At 50.8% G+C, this 16,138-nt stretch carries 20 protein-coding genes; 12 read left to right on the forward strand and 8 right to left on the reverse strand.

The genetic code is table 11. The annotated features are described in order from the left end of the window. Positions 1–139 precede the first annotated feature (139 nt). Positions 140–1,369, forward strand: a complete 1,230-nt coding sequence (locus tag ATL17_RS03135) for a multidrug effflux MFS transporter (RefSeq protein WP_133571311.1) — start codon at positions 140–142, stop codon at positions 1,367–1,369. Positions 1,370–1,475: 106 nt separating this feature from the next. Further along, the gene (locus ATL17_RS03140; RefSeq protein ID WP_133571312.1) at positions 1,476–2,717 is read left to right on the forward strand and encodes an MFS transporter; all 1,242 of its coding nucleotides are present in this window, start codon (positions 1,476–1,478) and stop codon (positions 2,715–2,717) included. Positions 2,718–2,731: 14 nt separating this feature from the next. Here ATL17_RS03140 and ttcA read toward each other — a convergent pair whose 3' ends face one another. Both ttcA and ATL17_RS03150 read right to left on the reverse strand, forming a co-directional pair. Next, positions 2,732–3,541 carry a tRNA 2-thiocytidine(32) synthetase TtcA gene (ttcA, locus tag ATL17_RS03145; protein ID WP_208111148.1) on the reverse strand — a complete coding sequence of 270 codons (810 nt, stop codon included), beginning with the start codon at positions 3,539–3,541 and terminating at the stop codon, positions 2,732–2,734. A 62-nt stretch (positions 3,542–3,603) separates the two neighbouring features. Next, positions 3,604–3,993: a cupin domain-containing protein gene (locus tag ATL17_RS03150; RefSeq protein ID WP_133571314.1), complete on the reverse strand. Its 390-nt coding sequence runs from the start codon at positions 3,991–3,993 to the stop codon at positions 3,604–3,606. A 195-nt stretch (positions 3,994–4,188) separates the two neighbouring features. On the opposite strand from ATL17_RS03150, the gene sbmA reads away from it, so the two are divergent. Then, positions 4,189–5,412, forward strand: coding sequence for a peptide antibiotic transporter SbmA (sbmA, locus tag ATL17_RS03155; protein WP_133571315.1), 1,224 nt, complete (start codon positions 4,189–4,191; stop codon positions 5,410–5,412). A 68-nt stretch (positions 5,413–5,480) separates the two neighbouring features. Here sbmA and rpsD read toward each other — a convergent pair whose 3' ends face one another. After that, a complete protein-coding gene (gene rpsD / locus ATL17_RS03160) occupies positions 5,481–6,098 on the reverse strand; it encodes a 30S ribosomal protein S4 (RefSeq protein ID WP_133571316.1) in 618 nt (205 codons plus the stop codon). A gap of 330 nt (positions 6,099–6,428) precedes the next feature. Here rpsD and ATL17_RS03165 point away from each other — a divergent pair, with 330 nt between their 5' ends. The 3 genes from ATL17_RS03165 to ATL17_RS03175 are packed head-to-tail and all read left to right on the forward strand — an operon-like array spanning position 6,429 to position 8,563. Continuing rightward, the gene (locus ATL17_RS03165; RefSeq protein ID WP_133571317.1) at positions 6,429–6,782 is read left to right on the forward strand and encodes a GntR family transcriptional regulator; all 354 of its coding nucleotides are present in this window, start codon (positions 6,429–6,431) and stop codon (positions 6,780–6,782) included. A 9-nt stretch (positions 6,783–6,791) separates the two neighbouring features. Then, positions 6,792–7,679 (forward strand): ABC transporter ATP-binding protein, encoded by an 888-nt coding sequence (locus ATL17_RS03170; protein ID WP_133571318.1) that lies wholly within the window; start codon positions 6,792–6,794, stop codon positions 7,677–7,679. Further along, positions 7,676–8,563, forward strand: coding sequence for a hypothetical protein (locus tag ATL17_RS03175; RefSeq protein ID WP_133571319.1), 888 nt, complete (start codon positions 7,676–7,678; stop codon positions 8,561–8,563). The genes ATL17_RS03170 and ATL17_RS03175 overlap by 4 nt, the downstream gene beginning before the upstream one ends. 32 nt (positions 8,564–8,595) lie before the next feature. Here the strand turns inward: ATL17_RS03175 and ATL17_RS03180 are convergent, their stop codons facing one another. Both ATL17_RS03180 and ATL17_RS03185 read right to left on the reverse strand, forming a co-directional pair. Further along, positions 8,596–9,408 (reverse strand): RNA methyltransferase, encoded by an 813-nt coding sequence (locus ATL17_RS03180; protein WP_133571320.1) that lies wholly within the window; start codon positions 9,406–9,408, stop codon positions 8,596–8,598. Between the two features lie 53 nt (positions 9,409–9,461). Beyond that, positions 9,462–10,025, reverse strand: coding sequence for a GNAT family N-acetyltransferase (locus ATL17_RS03185; RefSeq protein ID WP_133571321.1), 564 nt, complete (start codon positions 10,023–10,025; stop codon positions 9,462–9,464). Between the two features lie 66 nt (positions 10,026–10,091). Here ATL17_RS03185 and ATL17_RS03190 point away from each other — a divergent pair, with 66 nt between their 5' ends. The 3 genes from ATL17_RS03190 to ATL17_RS03200 are packed head-to-tail and all read left to right on the forward strand — an operon-like array spanning position 10,092 to position 11,267. Then, positions 10,092–10,511 carry a GFA family protein gene (locus ATL17_RS03190; protein WP_133571322.1) on the forward strand — a complete coding sequence of 140 codons (420 nt, stop codon included), beginning with the start codon at positions 10,092–10,094 and terminating at the stop codon, positions 10,509–10,511. Positions 10,512–10,533: 22 nt separating this feature from the next. Further along, on the forward strand, positions 10,534–10,935 hold the full coding sequence (locus tag ATL17_RS03195; protein WP_133571323.1) for a GFA family protein: 402 nt from the start codon (positions 10,534–10,536) through the stop codon (positions 10,933–10,935). Next, the gene (locus ATL17_RS03200) at positions 10,932–11,267 is read left to right on the forward strand and encodes a TfoX/Sxy family protein (protein ID WP_133571324.1); all 336 of its coding nucleotides are present in this window, start codon (positions 10,932–10,934) and stop codon (positions 11,265–11,267) included. The genes ATL17_RS03195 and ATL17_RS03200 overlap by 4 nt, the downstream gene beginning before the upstream one ends. A 4-nt stretch (positions 11,268–11,271) precedes the next feature. On the opposite strand, the gene ATL17_RS03205 is transcribed toward ATL17_RS03200, so the two are convergent. Then, positions 11,272–11,808, reverse strand: a complete 537-nt coding sequence (locus tag ATL17_RS03205) for a peroxiredoxin-like family protein (protein WP_133571325.1) — start codon at positions 11,806–11,808, stop codon at positions 11,272–11,274. A gap of 174 nt (positions 11,809–11,982) precedes the next feature. Between ATL17_RS03205 and ATL17_RS03210 the strand changes: the two genes are divergently transcribed. Then, positions 11,983–12,636 carry an AraC family transcriptional regulator gene (locus ATL17_RS03210; protein WP_166638875.1) on the forward strand — a complete coding sequence of 218 codons (654 nt, stop codon included), beginning with the start codon at positions 11,983–11,985 and terminating at the stop codon, positions 12,634–12,636. Here ATL17_RS03210 and hpt read toward each other — a convergent pair. After that, a complete protein-coding gene (hpt, locus tag ATL17_RS03215) occupies positions 12,623–13,165 on the reverse strand; it encodes a hypoxanthine phosphoribosyltransferase (RefSeq protein ID WP_133571327.1) in 543 nt (180 codons plus the stop codon). The two genes, ATL17_RS03210 and hpt, sit on opposite strands and share 14 nt — an antisense overlap. A gap of 158 nt (positions 13,166–13,323) precedes the next feature. Here hpt and ATL17_RS03220 point away from each other — a divergent pair, with 158 nt between their 5' ends. Continuing rightward, positions 13,324–13,752 (forward strand): GFA family protein, encoded by a 429-nt coding sequence (locus ATL17_RS03220; RefSeq protein WP_133571328.1) that lies wholly within the window; start codon positions 13,324–13,326, stop codon positions 13,750–13,752. Between the two features lie 173 nt (positions 13,753–13,925). Continuing rightward, on the forward strand, positions 13,926–14,777 hold the full coding sequence (locus ATL17_RS03225) for an alpha/beta fold hydrolase (protein WP_133571329.1): 852 nt from the start codon (positions 13,926–13,928) through the stop codon (positions 14,775–14,777). On the opposite strand, the gene fabF is transcribed toward ATL17_RS03225, so the two are convergent. Next, entirely contained in the window at positions 14,761–16,035 is a 1,275-nt protein-coding gene (gene fabF, locus ATL17_RS03230) for a beta-ketoacyl-ACP synthase II (RefSeq protein ID WP_133571330.1), read from the reverse strand. The two genes, ATL17_RS03225 and fabF, sit on opposite strands and share 17 nt — an antisense overlap. Positions 16,036–16,138: the final 103 nt, after the last annotated feature.

A 16,138-nucleotide genomic window follows, 5' to 3' on the forward strand; every position in this document is an offset into this window, starting at 1 on the left:
CGCGCCGGTCAACCAATTGGTCAAACCTATTGCGCTTTTTTCCATCAACTGGCATGATTAAGCTCTAGTTTTTCAAAAATCTGCTGTTTCGCGATTCCTCCCAAATCTTCGCACGGCCCAAACCTAATTCAGGTGCCCAATGAAAATTGCAAAATTGAACCCATCCGTAAACCGGATCGAGTTTATCGGTCTGGCAGCGCTCATCATGGCGTTGAACGCGTTGGCGATTGACGTGATGTTGCCCGCTTTGCCCATGATTGGCGACGCCATGAATGTGGAAGCGGAAAATCACAGGCAATTCATTGTCACCTTCTTTTTGATTGGGTTTGGCTTTTCGCAGCTCTTTTTTGGCCCCCTTTGCGATGCCATTGGCCGCCGCGCGACTTTCCTTGTCGGTGTCGCCATCTATATCGCCGCCGCAATTGGCGGCGCGATGACGACTGAGCTGAACGCCATGTTGGCCATGCGCGTTATTCAAGGCTTGGGCGCTGGCGCTTCTCGGGTTGTAGCCCTTTCTATGGTGCGCGATTGTTTTGGCGGCCGCGCCATGGCTGAAGTCATGTCATTGATCATGATGGTCTTTATGATCATGCCTGTGCTGGCGCCAACGTTCGGCCAGCTGATTATTATGTTTGGCCCTTGGCAATATATCTATTTCGCCATGGCCCTCATCGCCATTGCTGCGGCAGCGTGGACCATTCTGCGCCTACCAGAAACACTGGCCGAAGAAAACCGGCGCGCCTTCCGCCCCAAAATCATTATTGAGGGTTTTGCGATTGTGTTTTCAAACCGCCCTGCTTTGGCATACGGCTTGGCCAACATGGTTGCACTTGGTGCTTTGTTTGGCTTTTTGGCCCCCTCACAGCAAATCTATGGCGAGCTATATGGTCTTGGCCCGTGGTTCCCCGCCGCATTTGCTGCAATCGCCACGGTGATGTCCCTTGCCTCATTCATCAACTCTCGGTTGGTGGGCCGTTTTGGCATGCGAAAATTGTCTCACAGCGCACTCATTGGCTTCATCTCACTAAGTCTGCTTTGGTCAATCCTTGCCTATCTTAATGCCCTGCCCCTTTGGGCATTTATGGCAATTCAAGCGCCGGTGATGTTCCTATTCGGCCTGATGGGCACCAACTTCAACTCCTTATCTATGGAGCCGTTGGGCCGCGTGGCAGGCACAGCAGCGTCTGTGTTCGGCTTTTTGCAGACCGTGGGCGGCGCATTGTTAGGCACCTTTATTGGTCAAGCCTACAATGGTTCCGTGCTTCCAATTGCGCTGGGCTACGTCATCTTAGGCAGCGTCAGCCTATGCTTTGTGTTAATTGCCGAACGTGGAAAATTGTTCAAAGCGCAATTTGATCCAATAAGCTGATCGCTATCAGGTTTATGTTGCGGTGCTCTGGGCAATCAAAATTTTTGATTTGCCCATTTTCAAACATACGCGCACATTGTGTGCTCAAATTTCTTGCGAGAGACCTATGACCAGCAATGCCGCTTCACACAATGCCACCCCAATGCGCACACCGCTCGCAATCATCATTGTAGCGGGTTGTCTTATCGCCATGATGTCATTTGGCGTGCGCTCTACGGCTGGCTTGTTCACCCTGCCGCTCACGTCAGAGTTTGGCTGGTCGCGCGAAACTTGGGGCCTTGCCTTTGCGGTGCAAAACTTGGTCTGGGGTTTGATCCAGCCTGTCGCTGGCGGCTTTGCTGATCGGCACGGCACGGCCAAAACATTGTGTATCGGCACGGTGATCTACGCCGCAGGCGTGCTGCTGCTGGCCTATGGTGGCACAGAGCTCACCTTGTTTCTCGGCGCAGGCCTCTTGATGGGTCTAGGCATCGGCATTGCGTCATTTGCCGTAGTGATGGCTGCCTTCGGTCGCGCCGTTCCGGCAGAAAAGCGCAGCTTTGTCTTCGGCATCGCCACCGCGGCCTCCTCCGCTGGTCAGTTTGTATTTGCCCCCATTGGCCAACAATTGATCAATGGCTTTGGCTGGCAAAATGCACTGCTGATTTTCGCGATCACCCTGTTGGCCATTATCCCGCTCTCTTTCTTCCTGCGTGGTAAAACCGAACATCAGGACGATGATGGACGCGATATGCCGCTGTTTGAAACACTGCGTGAAGCGTTCAAATATCGCTCATATGTGTTGCTGGTGGCCGGTTTCTTCGTTTGCGGCTTCCATTTGGCGTTCGTCACGGTGCACATGCCTGCCTATCTCGTGCAATGCGGTCTCAGCCCCACCGTAGGCAGTTGGGCATTGGCTTTGATCGGCCTGTTCAACATTATTGGTTCATTGGCCGCTGGCTATCTGGCTGGCCGCTTGCCCAAACAATTCCTGCTGGCCAGCATTTATCTCAGCCGCGTGGTGATCACAGGCCTGTTCCTCCTGTTGCCCATTTCAGAATGGACCACCTATATTTTCGCCGCGATCACAGGCCTCTTGTGGTTGGCCACAGTGCCACCTACCGCTGCTTTGGTCACCAACTTCTTCGGCCCGAAATATATGGGCATGCTGTACGGCTTTGCCTTCTTGTCCCACCAAATTGGCTCATTCTTCGGCGTGTGGCTGGGCGGCGTTAGCTTCGACCTGACAGGCAATTATGATCTGGTTTGGTATTTGGGCATGATGATCGGCTTGCTGTCAGCCGCATTGCACTTGCCGATTAGAGAAAAGCGCGCTGCACATTTCGCCGTTATTGCACCCGGCCAATAAGCTGCGCGTTCGCGTTAGGAAAAATCGAAAAGCTTTGGATCCAGCAAATGGCTGGCATTCACATTCTGTAGGGCCGCAAACATGCGGTCCTTCCGCCCGGGTGACTTGCGCTCCATATCCGCAAGCATCTGCTTCATCATTTGCCGCTGCAACCCATCCTGCGAACCGCACAGATCGCAAGGAATAATGGGAAATAGCATGCCATCAGCAAATTTTTGCAAGTCCTGCTCTTCGCAAAGCGATAATGGCCGCAGCACCGCCAAATCCCCCTCATCATTGATGAGTTTCGGCGGCATGGTCGCCATTTTCCCGCCAAAGAACATATTGAGCAGAAAAGTCTCCAGCACATCATCACGATGATGTCCCAACACCACGGCTGAACACCCCTCTTCCCGCGCAATGCGATAAAGGTGCCCACGGCGTAAACGCGAGCAAAGCGCACAATAGGTGTTGCCCTCTGGCACCTTGTCCGTCACCACTGAATAGGTGTCGCGATATTCAATACGGTGCGCCACACCGAGGCTTTCCAGATAGTTTGGCAAGATCTCTTTCGGAAAGTTCGGCTGCCCTTGGTCCAAGTTGCAGGCCAAAATGTCCTGCTTCAGCACCCCACGCGCTTGCAATTCCAGCAAAATCGCCAACAATCCATAGGAATCTTTACCGCCCGAAAGTGCCACCAACCAACGACCACTCACCTCATGCATATGATAGGTGTTGAGCGCCGTCTCCACCTGCCGCAACAAACGCTTGCGCAATTTGCCAAACTCAACAGATTTCGGCATATCCGCAAATAAATTTTGAATGGGTGTGGTGGCTTGATCCATCGGTGCGCTCACTGGTTCGCGTTGCCCCGACATAGCTTTTTTCACCGCAACAATAAAGTGATTTACGCGTTTTCCTGCGCTTTGCGCTGCGCTTCCGCCTTCAGCTTTTCACGCTCTTTAATCTGCGCCATTGAACGCCAAAACACCACATACACTGCAAAATCGCTGGTGAAGCTCACAAACTCATGCGGCACATCGGCTTCAATTGGCACAATATCGCCAATTTGCACCTCATGGCGCTGCCCGGCGATGGAAATATCTGCCCGGCCACGTATGCCCATATAGATGATGTTCACGCCCGGTGGAGCGGGATAAGTACCTGTTTTTGGGGTATAAAGCTGCACTGAAAGTGTGTCAGCCGAAAATGCGGGCGCAAACCAAACACCGTTCGGCCACTTGCGCGTGGCCGGCCCGGGAAGTCTTTCCAGCAAGTCATCAAATTTGACACGCATCGTGTTGCACCCATCGCTAGGCTAAATATTTTAACATCGCCATAGTGGCAAAAAACAAAAAATAAGCGGTTAATTATACACCAATCGGTCAAATCTATCATAAATGCAGTTAATAAATTCGTGATATCGCACAAAATCAATTGCAGCACTTCACATGTTTGAATCTAATTATATGCAAACATTGGGAGGTGTTTTATGTTTCGATCTTTCTTTCCCGCACCAAAATTGTTCTTCGGCAGCGCCGCAGTGTGGGCTGCACTGTGCTTTTTGATTTGGTTCACCATCGGCCCCGCACTCCAAAGCGTCATCAGCTTAGACCCCATCCTCACCCCAAATCAGGGCGATGATCCCACACCATTTCTGACCAATCAGAAGGTTTGGCTTTATCAATATGTCATTATGGGTACATATCTATTCTGTGTGCCTTGGTACTTCATTGATCGACATAGATATTACTGGTGGTCGGTTTTGGGTTCAGCAACCATAGTTCTAATGCTATTTGCCAATGTGCAAGTGCAAGCATGGTTGAATGATTGGTATGGCGACTTCTTCAATTTATTGCAAACAGCTCTCACCAATCCTGGCAGCATCGCACCAGAAGACTATTGGGGAAATCTAATCTTCGTTGCCTACGTAGCCGCACCAAACGTTTTGCTAATTGTTTCAATCAACTTCTTCACCAGCCACTACGTCTTCCGTTGGCGCACAGCAATGAACTTCTATTACATGAGTTTCTGGCCACATCTACGCCACGTAGAAGGCGCTTCGCAGCGTATCCAAGAAGACGCCATGCGATTTGCCGATGGGGTAGAATCGCTAGGAGTTAACTTCGTTTATGCATTGATGACACTGGCGGTCTTTTTGCCAATTCTTTGGGGGCTTTCAGAGCAAATTACTGCACTTCCTTTAGTTGGTGAAATACCGGGCTCTTTGGTTTGGGTCGCGCTATTGTCAGCTTCATTCGGCACGGTGGTGCTCGCCGCGGTTGGCATTAAGCTACCGGGTTTGGAGTTTAACAACCAGAAAGTGGAAGCTGCGTATCGTAAGGAGTTAGTTTACGCAGAAGACCATGAAGACCGCGCTCAACCACAAACGGTCAAAGAATTGTACTTAGATGTGCAGAAGAACTATTTCAGGCTGTTTTTCCACTATCTCTACTTCAATCTGGTGCGCTCAACATATAATCAAGCGTCAAACTTCATTACATTGATTGCACTAGGCCCGTCCATTTTAGCGGGTGCCATCACGCTTGGCATATATCAACAAGTAGCAAACGCCTTTGGGCGCGTGGAAAGCTCACTTCAATATCTCGTGGACTCATGGCCAGCAATCATCAAACTGATGTCTGTTTACAAACGTCTACGCAAATTTGAAGCGGAAATTCCTAAAGGTTCACCGCTGCCGGAATCTCCAGTTTGATGGAGCGTAAAACCCAAACAAAAAAGGCCGCCCAAATGGGCGGCCTTTTCTTTGATTTTCGTCTCGACTTAACGAGAGTAAAATTCAACAACCAAGTTTGGTTCCATTTGAACCGGATATGGCACGTCTGACAATGTTGGTACACGTGTCAAAGATGCAGTCATCTTTGAGTGGTCAGCGTCCACATAGTCTGGCACATCGCGCTCAGCCAATTGTGTTGCTTCCAAAACAATAGCCAACTGCTTTGATTTTTCGCGGATTTCAACCACATCGCCAACTTTCAAGCGGTATGATGGAATGTTCACGCGCTGGCCGTTCACCAACACATGGCCGTGGTTTACGAACTGACGTGCCGCAAAAACGGTTGGCACGAACTTGGCGCGGTAAACAACAGCGTCCAAACGTTGCTCAAGCAAACCGATCAACAATTCACCGGTGTCACCTTTCAAACGTGTCGCTTCGTTATATACGCGCTTAAATGATTTCTCAGTCAGGTTACCGTAGTAGCCTTTAAGCTTCTGTTTGGCGCGCAACTGCAAACCAAAGTCAGAAAGCTTGCCGCGACGACGCTGACCGTGCTGGCCTGGGCCATATTCACGACGGTTTACAGGGCTTTTTGGACGGCCCCAGATATTTTCGCCCAAGCGGCGGTCAATTTTATATTTCTCAGAATGGCGTTTAGACATCGCTCGTCCTTCTATAATCGTTTTGAATGACTGCGCCCTCCTCTGCTCCGCCTCTATAAATAGAGTCAAAACCGACAGACCTTGCGAAAAACACGCTTGCTGCGGATAAACCGCGCATGAAAACCGAAGATCCCGGGTGCACAATTGATTGAAACAACCAATTGATCGCGCTGAAGTAGATCAGAGCTTGAAAAAAGTCAACCGCAAAACCCGCCGAATTCTGGGCTTTTGGCGATAATTTCAATCTTTTTTCGCCTGCCCCCTTCAAAAAGCGCTTGCATTACCCATTTAGTGTGTTACAAATCTAATACACTAGATGAGTGAGACACGATGAACAATTGGAATGAAACACAGCCGATATTTGTTCAAATCAGAGAACGACTAACCGACATGATTTTAACGGCGTCGGTTAAAGAAGGCGAAGCACTACCCTCTGTGCGGCAGATTGCGACAGACTTGTCGGTCAACCCGCTCACGGTCACCAAAGCCTACCAATCTCTTGTTGATTTGGGCGTTATCGAAAAAAGAAGAGGCTTGGGCATGTTTGTTGCTGAAGGCGCGCGCAAGGAGCTTTTGGCGCATGAACGCGAGGCATTTTTGAAAAATGAATGGCCGCGCATTGTGAAACAAATCAAAGCATTGGACCTCGATTTCGAGGAACTGATGCGCCACGCTGATCAATAGAGGCAAGTTATGAACGAGATTGCTAAGCCCCTCATTGAAGCCCGCAATTTGCGCAAGAGCTTCAACAAAAAAGAAATATTGCACGGACTGAACTTCACCATTCCAAAGGGCCGGATTGTGGGCCTAGTGGGGCACAATGGTGCCGGCAAAACAACAACACTTAACGCGATTTTGGGCCTGACCGATTGTGAAGGCGATATCAGCGTTTTGGGCAAAAACCCATATCAACACCGCGCAGAATTGATGAACGACATTGCGTTTATCTCAGATGTGGCCAGCTTGCCACGTTTTTTAAAAGTGCGCGAACTGTTTGATTTGATTGAAGATATTCACCCCAACTTTTCCAGGGAGAAGGCAAATGGATTTCTTGAGGGCACAGACATCCGCGCTAATGCAAAGATCAAGGCTTTATCAAAAGGTATGGTCGCTCAGCTGCACCTTGCTGTCGTCATGGCGATCGATGCTTCGCTTTTAGTTTTGGACGAGCCAACACTTGGCTTGGACATCACCTACCGCAAGCGTTTCTATAAACGCTTGTTGGAAGATTACATGCATGAAGAGCGCACATTGTTGATCACCACCCACCAGGTGGACGAAATCGAATTTATGCTCTCCGACATCATGTTCATCAAAGATGGTCAGATTGTTCTTGATTGTCCGATGGAAGACATGAGCGAGCGTTACCGCCAATTGGTGACCGACGAGAAAGACGTAGAGGCGCTCAACGCGCTGAAGCCGATTTATGTCGAGCAGAAATTCGGCCAAACCATCATGGTGTTTGACGGCGTTGCCGCCGATCAGTTGGCGCCATATGGCAAGGTCAGCACCCCAACCATTTCAGATTTATTTGTTGCGCTGATGCAGCGTGAAGATACCCGTCATGGAGAAATCATATGAGACCCTATATTGCGCTCGTTAAACGGGAATTTTTAGAACATCGCGGGGCATTTCTCATCGCACCAGCGGTTATTACGCTATTGGTCATCTTTGTTTTCGCGTCTGCCATTGTTTTGGGCCGTAGCGATATTCAAGCCGAATTCACAATCATGGATTCTAAGGCCACCCTGTTCACCGCATTTTATGCTGTGTCTATCGTGCTTTGGACCATCTATTTGATGATCGCTCTGTTCTTCTATTACGCAGATTCATTCAGCGCTGACCGGAAGAATAATGGCCTGCTATTTTGGAAAAGCATGCCACAATCAGACCTGAAGATTCTCGGTTCGAAGGTTCTGGCTGGCGGCACCATCTTCCCTATGGCCATTGGCGCATGGATTTTGATTGCTGGTGTCATGGCATATCTGTTCTCAATCTGGATTGCGGGCTTTGTGCCGGGCGTCAACACAGCTGATCCGCTCAGCTTTTTGAACAGCTATTTCCAGATGAGCATTTCAGCAGCGATTTTCATCTTCCTATCCCTTTTGTGGTATGCCCCATTCTTTGCTTGGGTGGCCATGCTCTCAACAGTGTTCAAGCGTTGGAGCATTCCATTAGCTTTCGTGGTGCCTGGCTTGTTGATCTTGGCTGAACGCATCTTCCGCATCGGCGAAGAAAACTTCCAAAGCCACATCGGCAATTTCATTGCCTATCGCATTGAAAATATGTTCGCCAACGAAGCATTGTTGGAAGACATCGCGACCCAAGAAAGCTTCAATGGTGCAAGCTTCGTGTTCGCCATGCTGAACCAATTGAACTGGCCACACCTGTTCCTTGGTTTGGTGATCACAGCAGGCTTTGTTTACGCTGCAAGTGAATATCGTCGCCGCTTGATTGAAGCCTAATCGAGCCACCGACATCTAAAAGAAAAGGACGCCTATTCGGCGTCCTTTTTTTGTTGTTTTTGCTGTTCGCGATGTAAATTGGGACGTTCATGTCGCCGATCCAGCGCCGCGATAATTCCCCGGAATGTGCGCACTTCCTGCACATTAAATTTCGCCCGGCCCAACATGGAACGAATATTGTTCACCATTGAGGGCCGCTTGTCGGCCACCTTAAAATAGTTGGACCGATCCAACGCCTCTTCCAAATGTTCGTAAAGCCCAACCAACTGTTCGCGCGGTGCAGCTTCGCCCACATCGCCAGTGAATGGCAAATCCTCTGCCCCGTTCAATGCGCGCCGCCACTCATAGGCCAACACCAGCACAGCTTGGGCAATGTTGAGCGAGGCAAAAGCGGGTTCAACGGGCAGAGTCACAATCGAGTCACACAGAGCAACTTCTTCATTGTTAAGACCCCAACGTTCGCGGCCAAACAAAATGCCAGCTTTCTGGCCAGATGCGATATGCGGCACCATATGGTTCGCCGCCTCATCCGGGCCAATAACTGGCTTAAACATGTCTCGAGAGCGCGCCGTGGTGGCATAAACAAGGCTGAGGTCAGAAATGGCATCTTCCACCCGGTCAAACACTTGCACCCGGTCAATCACATGGTCTGCCTTTGAAGCGGCGCCACGAGCCCGTTCGCTTGGCCAGCCATCGCGCGGGTTCACAATGCGCAAATCCCACAAGCCGAAATTGGCCATAGCGCGGGCCGCCGTGCCAATATTCTCGCCCAATTGCGGTTCACACAAAATCACTGCCGGGGTGGGCTTCAGCTCGATTTGTTTCGAACTATCCGTACCTGCCATGGTCCATTCCTTTAAATAAGTCGCAGACACATAGGGCAGACCAGAACGAAAAATCAAGACCTATGCGCGCGCCATTCATCCTCTAAAATGGCATAGATATACATGTGGTCCCATTCGCCCTTGAAAATCTCATGCTCACGGAAATCGCCTTCCCGGCGCATTTTCAGCTTTTCCATCAACCGCCAAGAGGCAATGTTGGCGGCAGAACAGCGGGCGCTAATCCGATGCAGATTGAACTGATCAAACGCCGCATCCATAAAGGCGCGGGTCGCTTCATAAGCATATCCCTTGCCGTGGAACTTTGGCGAAAACACATAGCCAAGCTCGCCCTGCCGCCATTCCTCATGATGATAGAACAGCAAAACCTCGCCGATCACCTCGCCGGTTTCTTTCAACTCAACCGCCAAAAACAAAGGCTCACCACCCGGTGTCATTTCCACCAAGGCAACACGTTTTTCAATCGCCTCTTTCATCGCAGCTTCATCGCGCGGCTCATAGGGCAAATAGCGGCAAACTTCAGGATCGGAATGAATGGGAAACAAATCATCAAAATCATCATGGCGCACCCGGCGCAAAATCAAGCGATCTGTTTCCAAGGGTAAATCAAAAATTTTCATATCAGATTGAGTTGTTTCGCAATTTCGTGAATTGATTCAACCCTGAAACTGGGCCAAACTATTTAAATGGAAGCAAAAGACATTCGCGCGGAATGTGCGTGCGGTCAAGCAAAATTGGTTTTATCAGGCCCGCCGAAAACGGTGATGTTGTGCGCCTGCCGTGATTGCCAAAAATCTACAGGCAGCGACCATTCAACCTTGGGCATGTGGGCCGATGCGCAAATCACCTTTATTGGTGACAGCGTGTTTTACGCAAAGGAAGCAGAGAGCGGCGCCACCATCGCCCGCCATCGCTGCCCCAATTGCGGCACACCATTGTTCGGCATTTCATCGCGCCTTGCTGGCCACCAGCTCATCCCGTTAGGGCTGCTGGGAGAGCAGGCCAATCAGTTCGCGCCTAAATCCATGATTTTCGCGCGCTCCAAATATGAGTGGGACCACACAAGCGATGGGCTGGCGCAATATACCACCTATCGAGACAGCTAAATTCATTCAGGGGGGAATGAACATGGAACAGACCGGACAGTGCCATTGCGGCCAAGTCACCTTCAAAGTCACCGGCGAGCCGCTGCGCATGGCATCTTGCCACTGCAATGCCTGCCGCCGCATTTCTGGCACCGGCCACCTGTCACAAGCTTTTTACAAAAAAGCACAAGTTGAAATTCACGGTGAAACCAAAACCCACCAATCCCTGTCAGATGCTGGCACCACCCGCACCCGCCATTTCTGCCCAGAATGTGGCTCCCGCCTCTTTTCAGAAAACTCAAAACTGCCAGACAATCTGGGGGTTGCCGTGGGCGCGTTCGACAATTCAGATTGGTTCAAACCGCAAATCGCGCTTTACACAGCCGAACGCCCCGCTTGGGACTATATGGACCCAGAGCTAAAAACCGCGGATCACATGACATGAGCGAAGAACGCGAAGCCCTCGCCAACCGCATCCGCGACATTATTGGCGATGATCCAAACGTGACCGAGAAAAAAATGTTTGGCGGCATCGCCTTCATGCTCAATGGCAACATGCTGGTCGGCCCGCATAAGGATGGCACTTTGATGGTGCGCGTGGGGCCAGATCTTTATGACGAAGCCCTCGCCCGCCCCGGCGCAGGTTTGATGGATTTTACAGGCAAACCCATGAAAGGCTTCGTCAACGTGTCCGGCGAAGCCATTGCCTCAGATCAAAATCTGGCCGAATGGATCGCCCTCGCCACACGCTTTGTTGGAGCTTTGCCTGCGAAATAGCAGCCTAAACTTCGCCTTGATATTCGCCACGGGCCGGATAGTTCTTTTCGACGACGAAATCGATTGCCCCCAGCAACTCTTTGAAGTTCGGGCGCACAAAGGGCATGGTTTGGATCGAGCTGAAATAAAGGCTCATATCCGGCGAAATCAAAAACAATCCAGGCTCTGAAAATAGCTCTGGTTCTTCCACGCCAATTGACGTCATCCCGCGCGATTGAGAGATGAACAATCCCCACTTTTTCGCCTCCGCAAGTGAAAGGCCATAGCCAATGCGCAAGTTCTTGGCATCAATTTTATCCGCCATTTGCCGCGCACGATCCTCTTCATCCGAACTGATCGCCACAACAGAAATGCCGCGCTTGTCAAACTCTGGTACCAGCCGCTCAAGCTCCTTCAAATAGGTCGCACAAATCGGGCAATGAAACCCGCGGTAAAAGCAAATCAACGTGCCGCGCTCTGATTGTTCGGCCGAAAGCTGAAAGGCATCATAATCCAATGTGGCAACAGTCAAATCATGCGTTTTTTGTCGAGGAAATAGCATTTTGTGCTCCTAAAATTGACTTGAACACATCAATATCAGGACGTAAAGTTGCTTTGGTCTGATTTTTCCAACCAAAAAGCCAGTATGTCAAAAATTGATCGCCTAACAACACTCATTGAGACATTCCGCATTTCCGCCAGCCTATCTGCGCCAGCGCAAGCCAATCTTTTTGCATTGGAAGATAAACAATCAGGTCGGGTGATGCTTTACCTCCACCCACAAGGTACCGACCATCTTATTAAAAACGGCAATCCATTGTTTGCGCTCTATATTGAGTTTAACCAACTCGCTCCCGCCCTTGCCGCCGCGTTGCCGCAAGGCATGTCGCTGGAAGTCGACAATAATCAAGACATGGCCCATCTGGTGCATCTCATCACCAACGAAGTAAAAAGCGATAGATGTGGGGCAAAAGCGGTGATTGCCCGATATGGCGAAATTCTGCTGGTGCGTTTGTTGAGGCATCAGTTGGAAAATGGCCAGGCCAAACCCAGCTTTTTAGCTGGTCTGGCCGACGATCGTATCAGCCGTGCCCTGGTGGCGATACACGAAAAACCTGAAAAGCTCTGGAACAATGACGCGCTTGCGCAGGAAGCTGGACTATCGCCGAGCCGATTCAAGCAACTTTTCGCACAACTGGTCTGCGAAACACCCGGCAGTTATTTGCGCAGATGGCGCCTGATGCTGGCCAAAACAGAAATTGAACGCGGCGAGCGCATAGACAAAGTCGCCCGCAAATACGGCTATCGCGCGCCGGACGCTTTTTCACGCGCCTATTTAAAAGAATATGGTTTGCGCCCCAAGCGCACGGCAAAGCCTACGATTCAATAAACCGCACTTTGCCAATATAAGGCAGATTGCGGTTGCGCTGGGCATAATCAATGCCATAGCCCACCACAAATTCATCCGGAATTTCAAAACCGGTCCAGCTTGCGCTAATATCCACTTCACGGCGCGAGGGCTTATCCAGCAAGGCACAAACATCCAGCCGTTTTGGCTGGCGCGATTCCAGCATGTGCAACACATGGTTGAGCGTGTGGCCGGTGTCGACAATATCTTCCACCACCAACACATCGCGGCCTTCAATTTCGCCACGCAAATCTTTCAAAATCCGCACTTCCCGTGAAGATTCGGTGCTGTTGCCATAGGAGGAGGTTTCCAAAAAATCCACCTCGACGGGTAAATCCAGCTCACGCACTAAATCGGAAATAAAAACAAACGAACCGCGCAACAATCCCACAACAACCAACTTGTCCGTATCCGCATATTTCGCGGAGATTTCCTCGGCCAATTCTTCCACCCGTGCCGCGATGGATTTTGCCGAAATCATTTGGTCGATAACGTAGTTTGAATGGTCCATATGCCCTCACCTTCGCACGCAATTTAAACAGACCAATCGCCGCTGTCATCATCCCATTGCGCCGATCCACAAGCGGAACGCAATTTGCCGCACAGTTAAATGATTGCACATATTGCCCAAATCGCTAATCTGGCCGGATACTTAGCGTGAGAAAGACCATGACAGATCAAAAAGTTAAATCCGGAAAATGCGCGTGTGGCGCGGTCACTTTCAAGGTGAAAGCGCCAGACACTTATGGCGCCTGCCATTGCGAAATGTGTCGCCGTTGGTGCGGCGGGCTCTGGATGGGTGTTGTGTGCGACGAGATTGTGGAAATCGATGGCCCGGTGGAAGAATGGAAATCATCAAACATCGCCAGCCGTGGCTTCTGCAGTTCCTGCGGATCATCCGTTTGGCACAAGCCAAAACAATCGCAAAATTTCACCTTCGGCCAAGGCCTATTTGACGATCAAAAGGGCTGGACCCTCAGCCGCGAAATTTGCACAGATGATCAACCCGATCACTATGCCTTGGCAGATAAAGGCCAAAAAGCCTTCACTGGATGGGGCACCCTAATGGCCGTACTCACCGGCCGCCTACCCAAATAACCAAAATAGCGCGCGGCATTCCTGCCGCGCCATTCTCTCGCCCTCACACCCACCGTGCCCAGCACCCAACTGTTACCTGGCACTAAACAATCTCAAAAACCACCATCACACCCTTTAAAATAACTTTCTGGTCAGTTATATTTTACCCTACTGACCCTCATGGTGTGACTTTGATGAGCAACATTTTCTATCAACAATATGGCGATCCGCATGGAGCACCGCTTATTTATTGCCACGGCAGCCCCGGCAGTCATCTGGAAGCCATGCGCATTGATAAAATTGCCTGCGAAAAGCAGATTTCGATTATCGCGTTTGATCGCCCTGGATTGGGCAAAAGCAAATTTCGAAAACTCAATCAATTGACTGAAGAGGCTAACCTTGTTGAACAATTGGCAGACCATCTCCGCCTCAAGAAATTTGGCGTCGTTGGCCTATCCGGTGGTGCATCAACAGCTTTGGCCACTGCCCATCACATGCCCACTCGCCTCACCTTCTGTGCCAGCATGGTCGGCTGGGCACCGATTCATGATCAGCCTGCGTTGCAACAACAACTCGCCCCCGCGGATCGCTTTTTCCTGCGCCTCTCCGCCCATATGCCGTGGGCATTTAATTTGGGTTTCGCCTTTCTTGGCCATCGCCTGAAGGGCAAAAAAGAATCCCTGATCAATATGATAGGCAGCTCTCTTAGCGAAATAGATAAGGCCGCGCTGCAGCAGGATCAGTTTGCAGATTTCTTTTTGCAAGATTTACGCCTCGCCTTTGCGCAAGGCTCTAAAGGCCCCGCACAAGATGCCTATCTACGCTACAAACCGTGGGGATTTGACCTCACAGGCATTGCCTGCCCCGTGCACATTTACGCCGCGGCAGAGGATAAATTCGTGCCGCTAGCCTTTGCCCATGCAGTGCATGAATCAATTCCACAGAGCGATCTCACCATTTGGGAAAATACCGGCCACCTCACCGCCTTCGAAAAATTCAATCAGGTGGCCGATCATTTTTTGCAGTCGATCAACGACCAAAGATAAGCGTGGCGTTGACCCCGCCAAACCCAAATCCATTCGACAAAACATAGTCGATTTTGCGCAAAACTGGCCCATCATTGGCCAACTCATATTGCGCGGCGGGATCAATCGGCTGATCAATATTAAGCCCCGGCGGCACAGTTTGTGTGGCAAGCGCCATCAGAGAATAAACCGCTTCAATCGCCCCAGCAGCCCCCAGCAAATGGCCAATCGATGCCTTGGTGGAATTCACCGCCAGGCTTTTGCCACGGTCACCAAACACACTATGGATCGCCGCGATTTCGGCTTCATCGCCCACTGGCGTTGAGGTGCTGTGCGCGTTCACATAATCGATCTGATCCGGCACCAAATCTGCATCCTTAAACGCCAGTTTCATTGAACGCACGCCACCTTCGCCACCTGGGGCCAGCGCCGTTAAATGATAGGCATCGGCACAAGTGCCATAACCATGCACTTTGCCGATAATGGTTGCACCGCGTGCTTTGGCGTGGCTTTCCCGTTCCAACACCAGCGTCGCTGCGCCTTCGGAAAGCACAAAACCTGCATGATTTTCATCAAAAGGTCGGGATGCCTGCTCCGGCTCATCATTATATTTGGTGCACAAGGCCCGCGCGGCGGCAAAACCACCAATCGCCACAGGGTCAACACAAGCATCTGCACCACCGCAAACCACAACATCTGCATCACCAGCACGCAACAGCCGCACACCATCACCTATGGCTTGGGCGGAAGCGGCACACGCCGTGATCGGCGAACCGATGGTCCCCTTAAATCCATAACGTATGGAAATATGCCCTGCCGCCATGTTGCCGAGGAAAGATGGTACCGTGAAGGGTGAAAGCCGCCTCGGCCCTTTTTCCGCAATCACGCTAGACGCATTGGTCATCGCTGGAAAACCACCCACGCCCGTGGCAATAATCGTGGCGGTGCGCTCCTTCGCAGTTTCACTGTCTGGCGCCCAACCTGATTGAAGCAACGCCTCTTCTGTCGCGGCCATTGAATATTGGATAAACAAATCCATCTTTTTCAAATCTTTGCTGTCCACATAATCGAGCGGATCAAAGCCCTGCGGGTCATCTTCTTTACGCGGCACCAGCCCAGCCACTTTGGCGGCATAATCTGTCACGTCAAACCGGTCATTGCGCACAATGCCGCTTCTGCCAGCTAATAAACGCTCCCAATTGGTTTGCACGCCAACGCCCAGCGGCGTCACCGCCCCCATACCCGTCACCACAATCGGATCATCATTCTTCGCTTGCATATAGCTCTCCATCTTTGTGTATATACACAAATGCACATCCAATTATGCGCACTTTTCCCGTTGCTGACCGAAGTCAGCCATTTGTTCCGTTCAGCGAGCGTCC

Origin of the sequence: Maritalea mobilis (assembly GCF_004363175.1) — a bacterium.
GTDB lineage: Bacteria > Pseudomonadota > Alphaproteobacteria > Rhizobiales > Devosiaceae > Maritalea > Maritalea mobilis.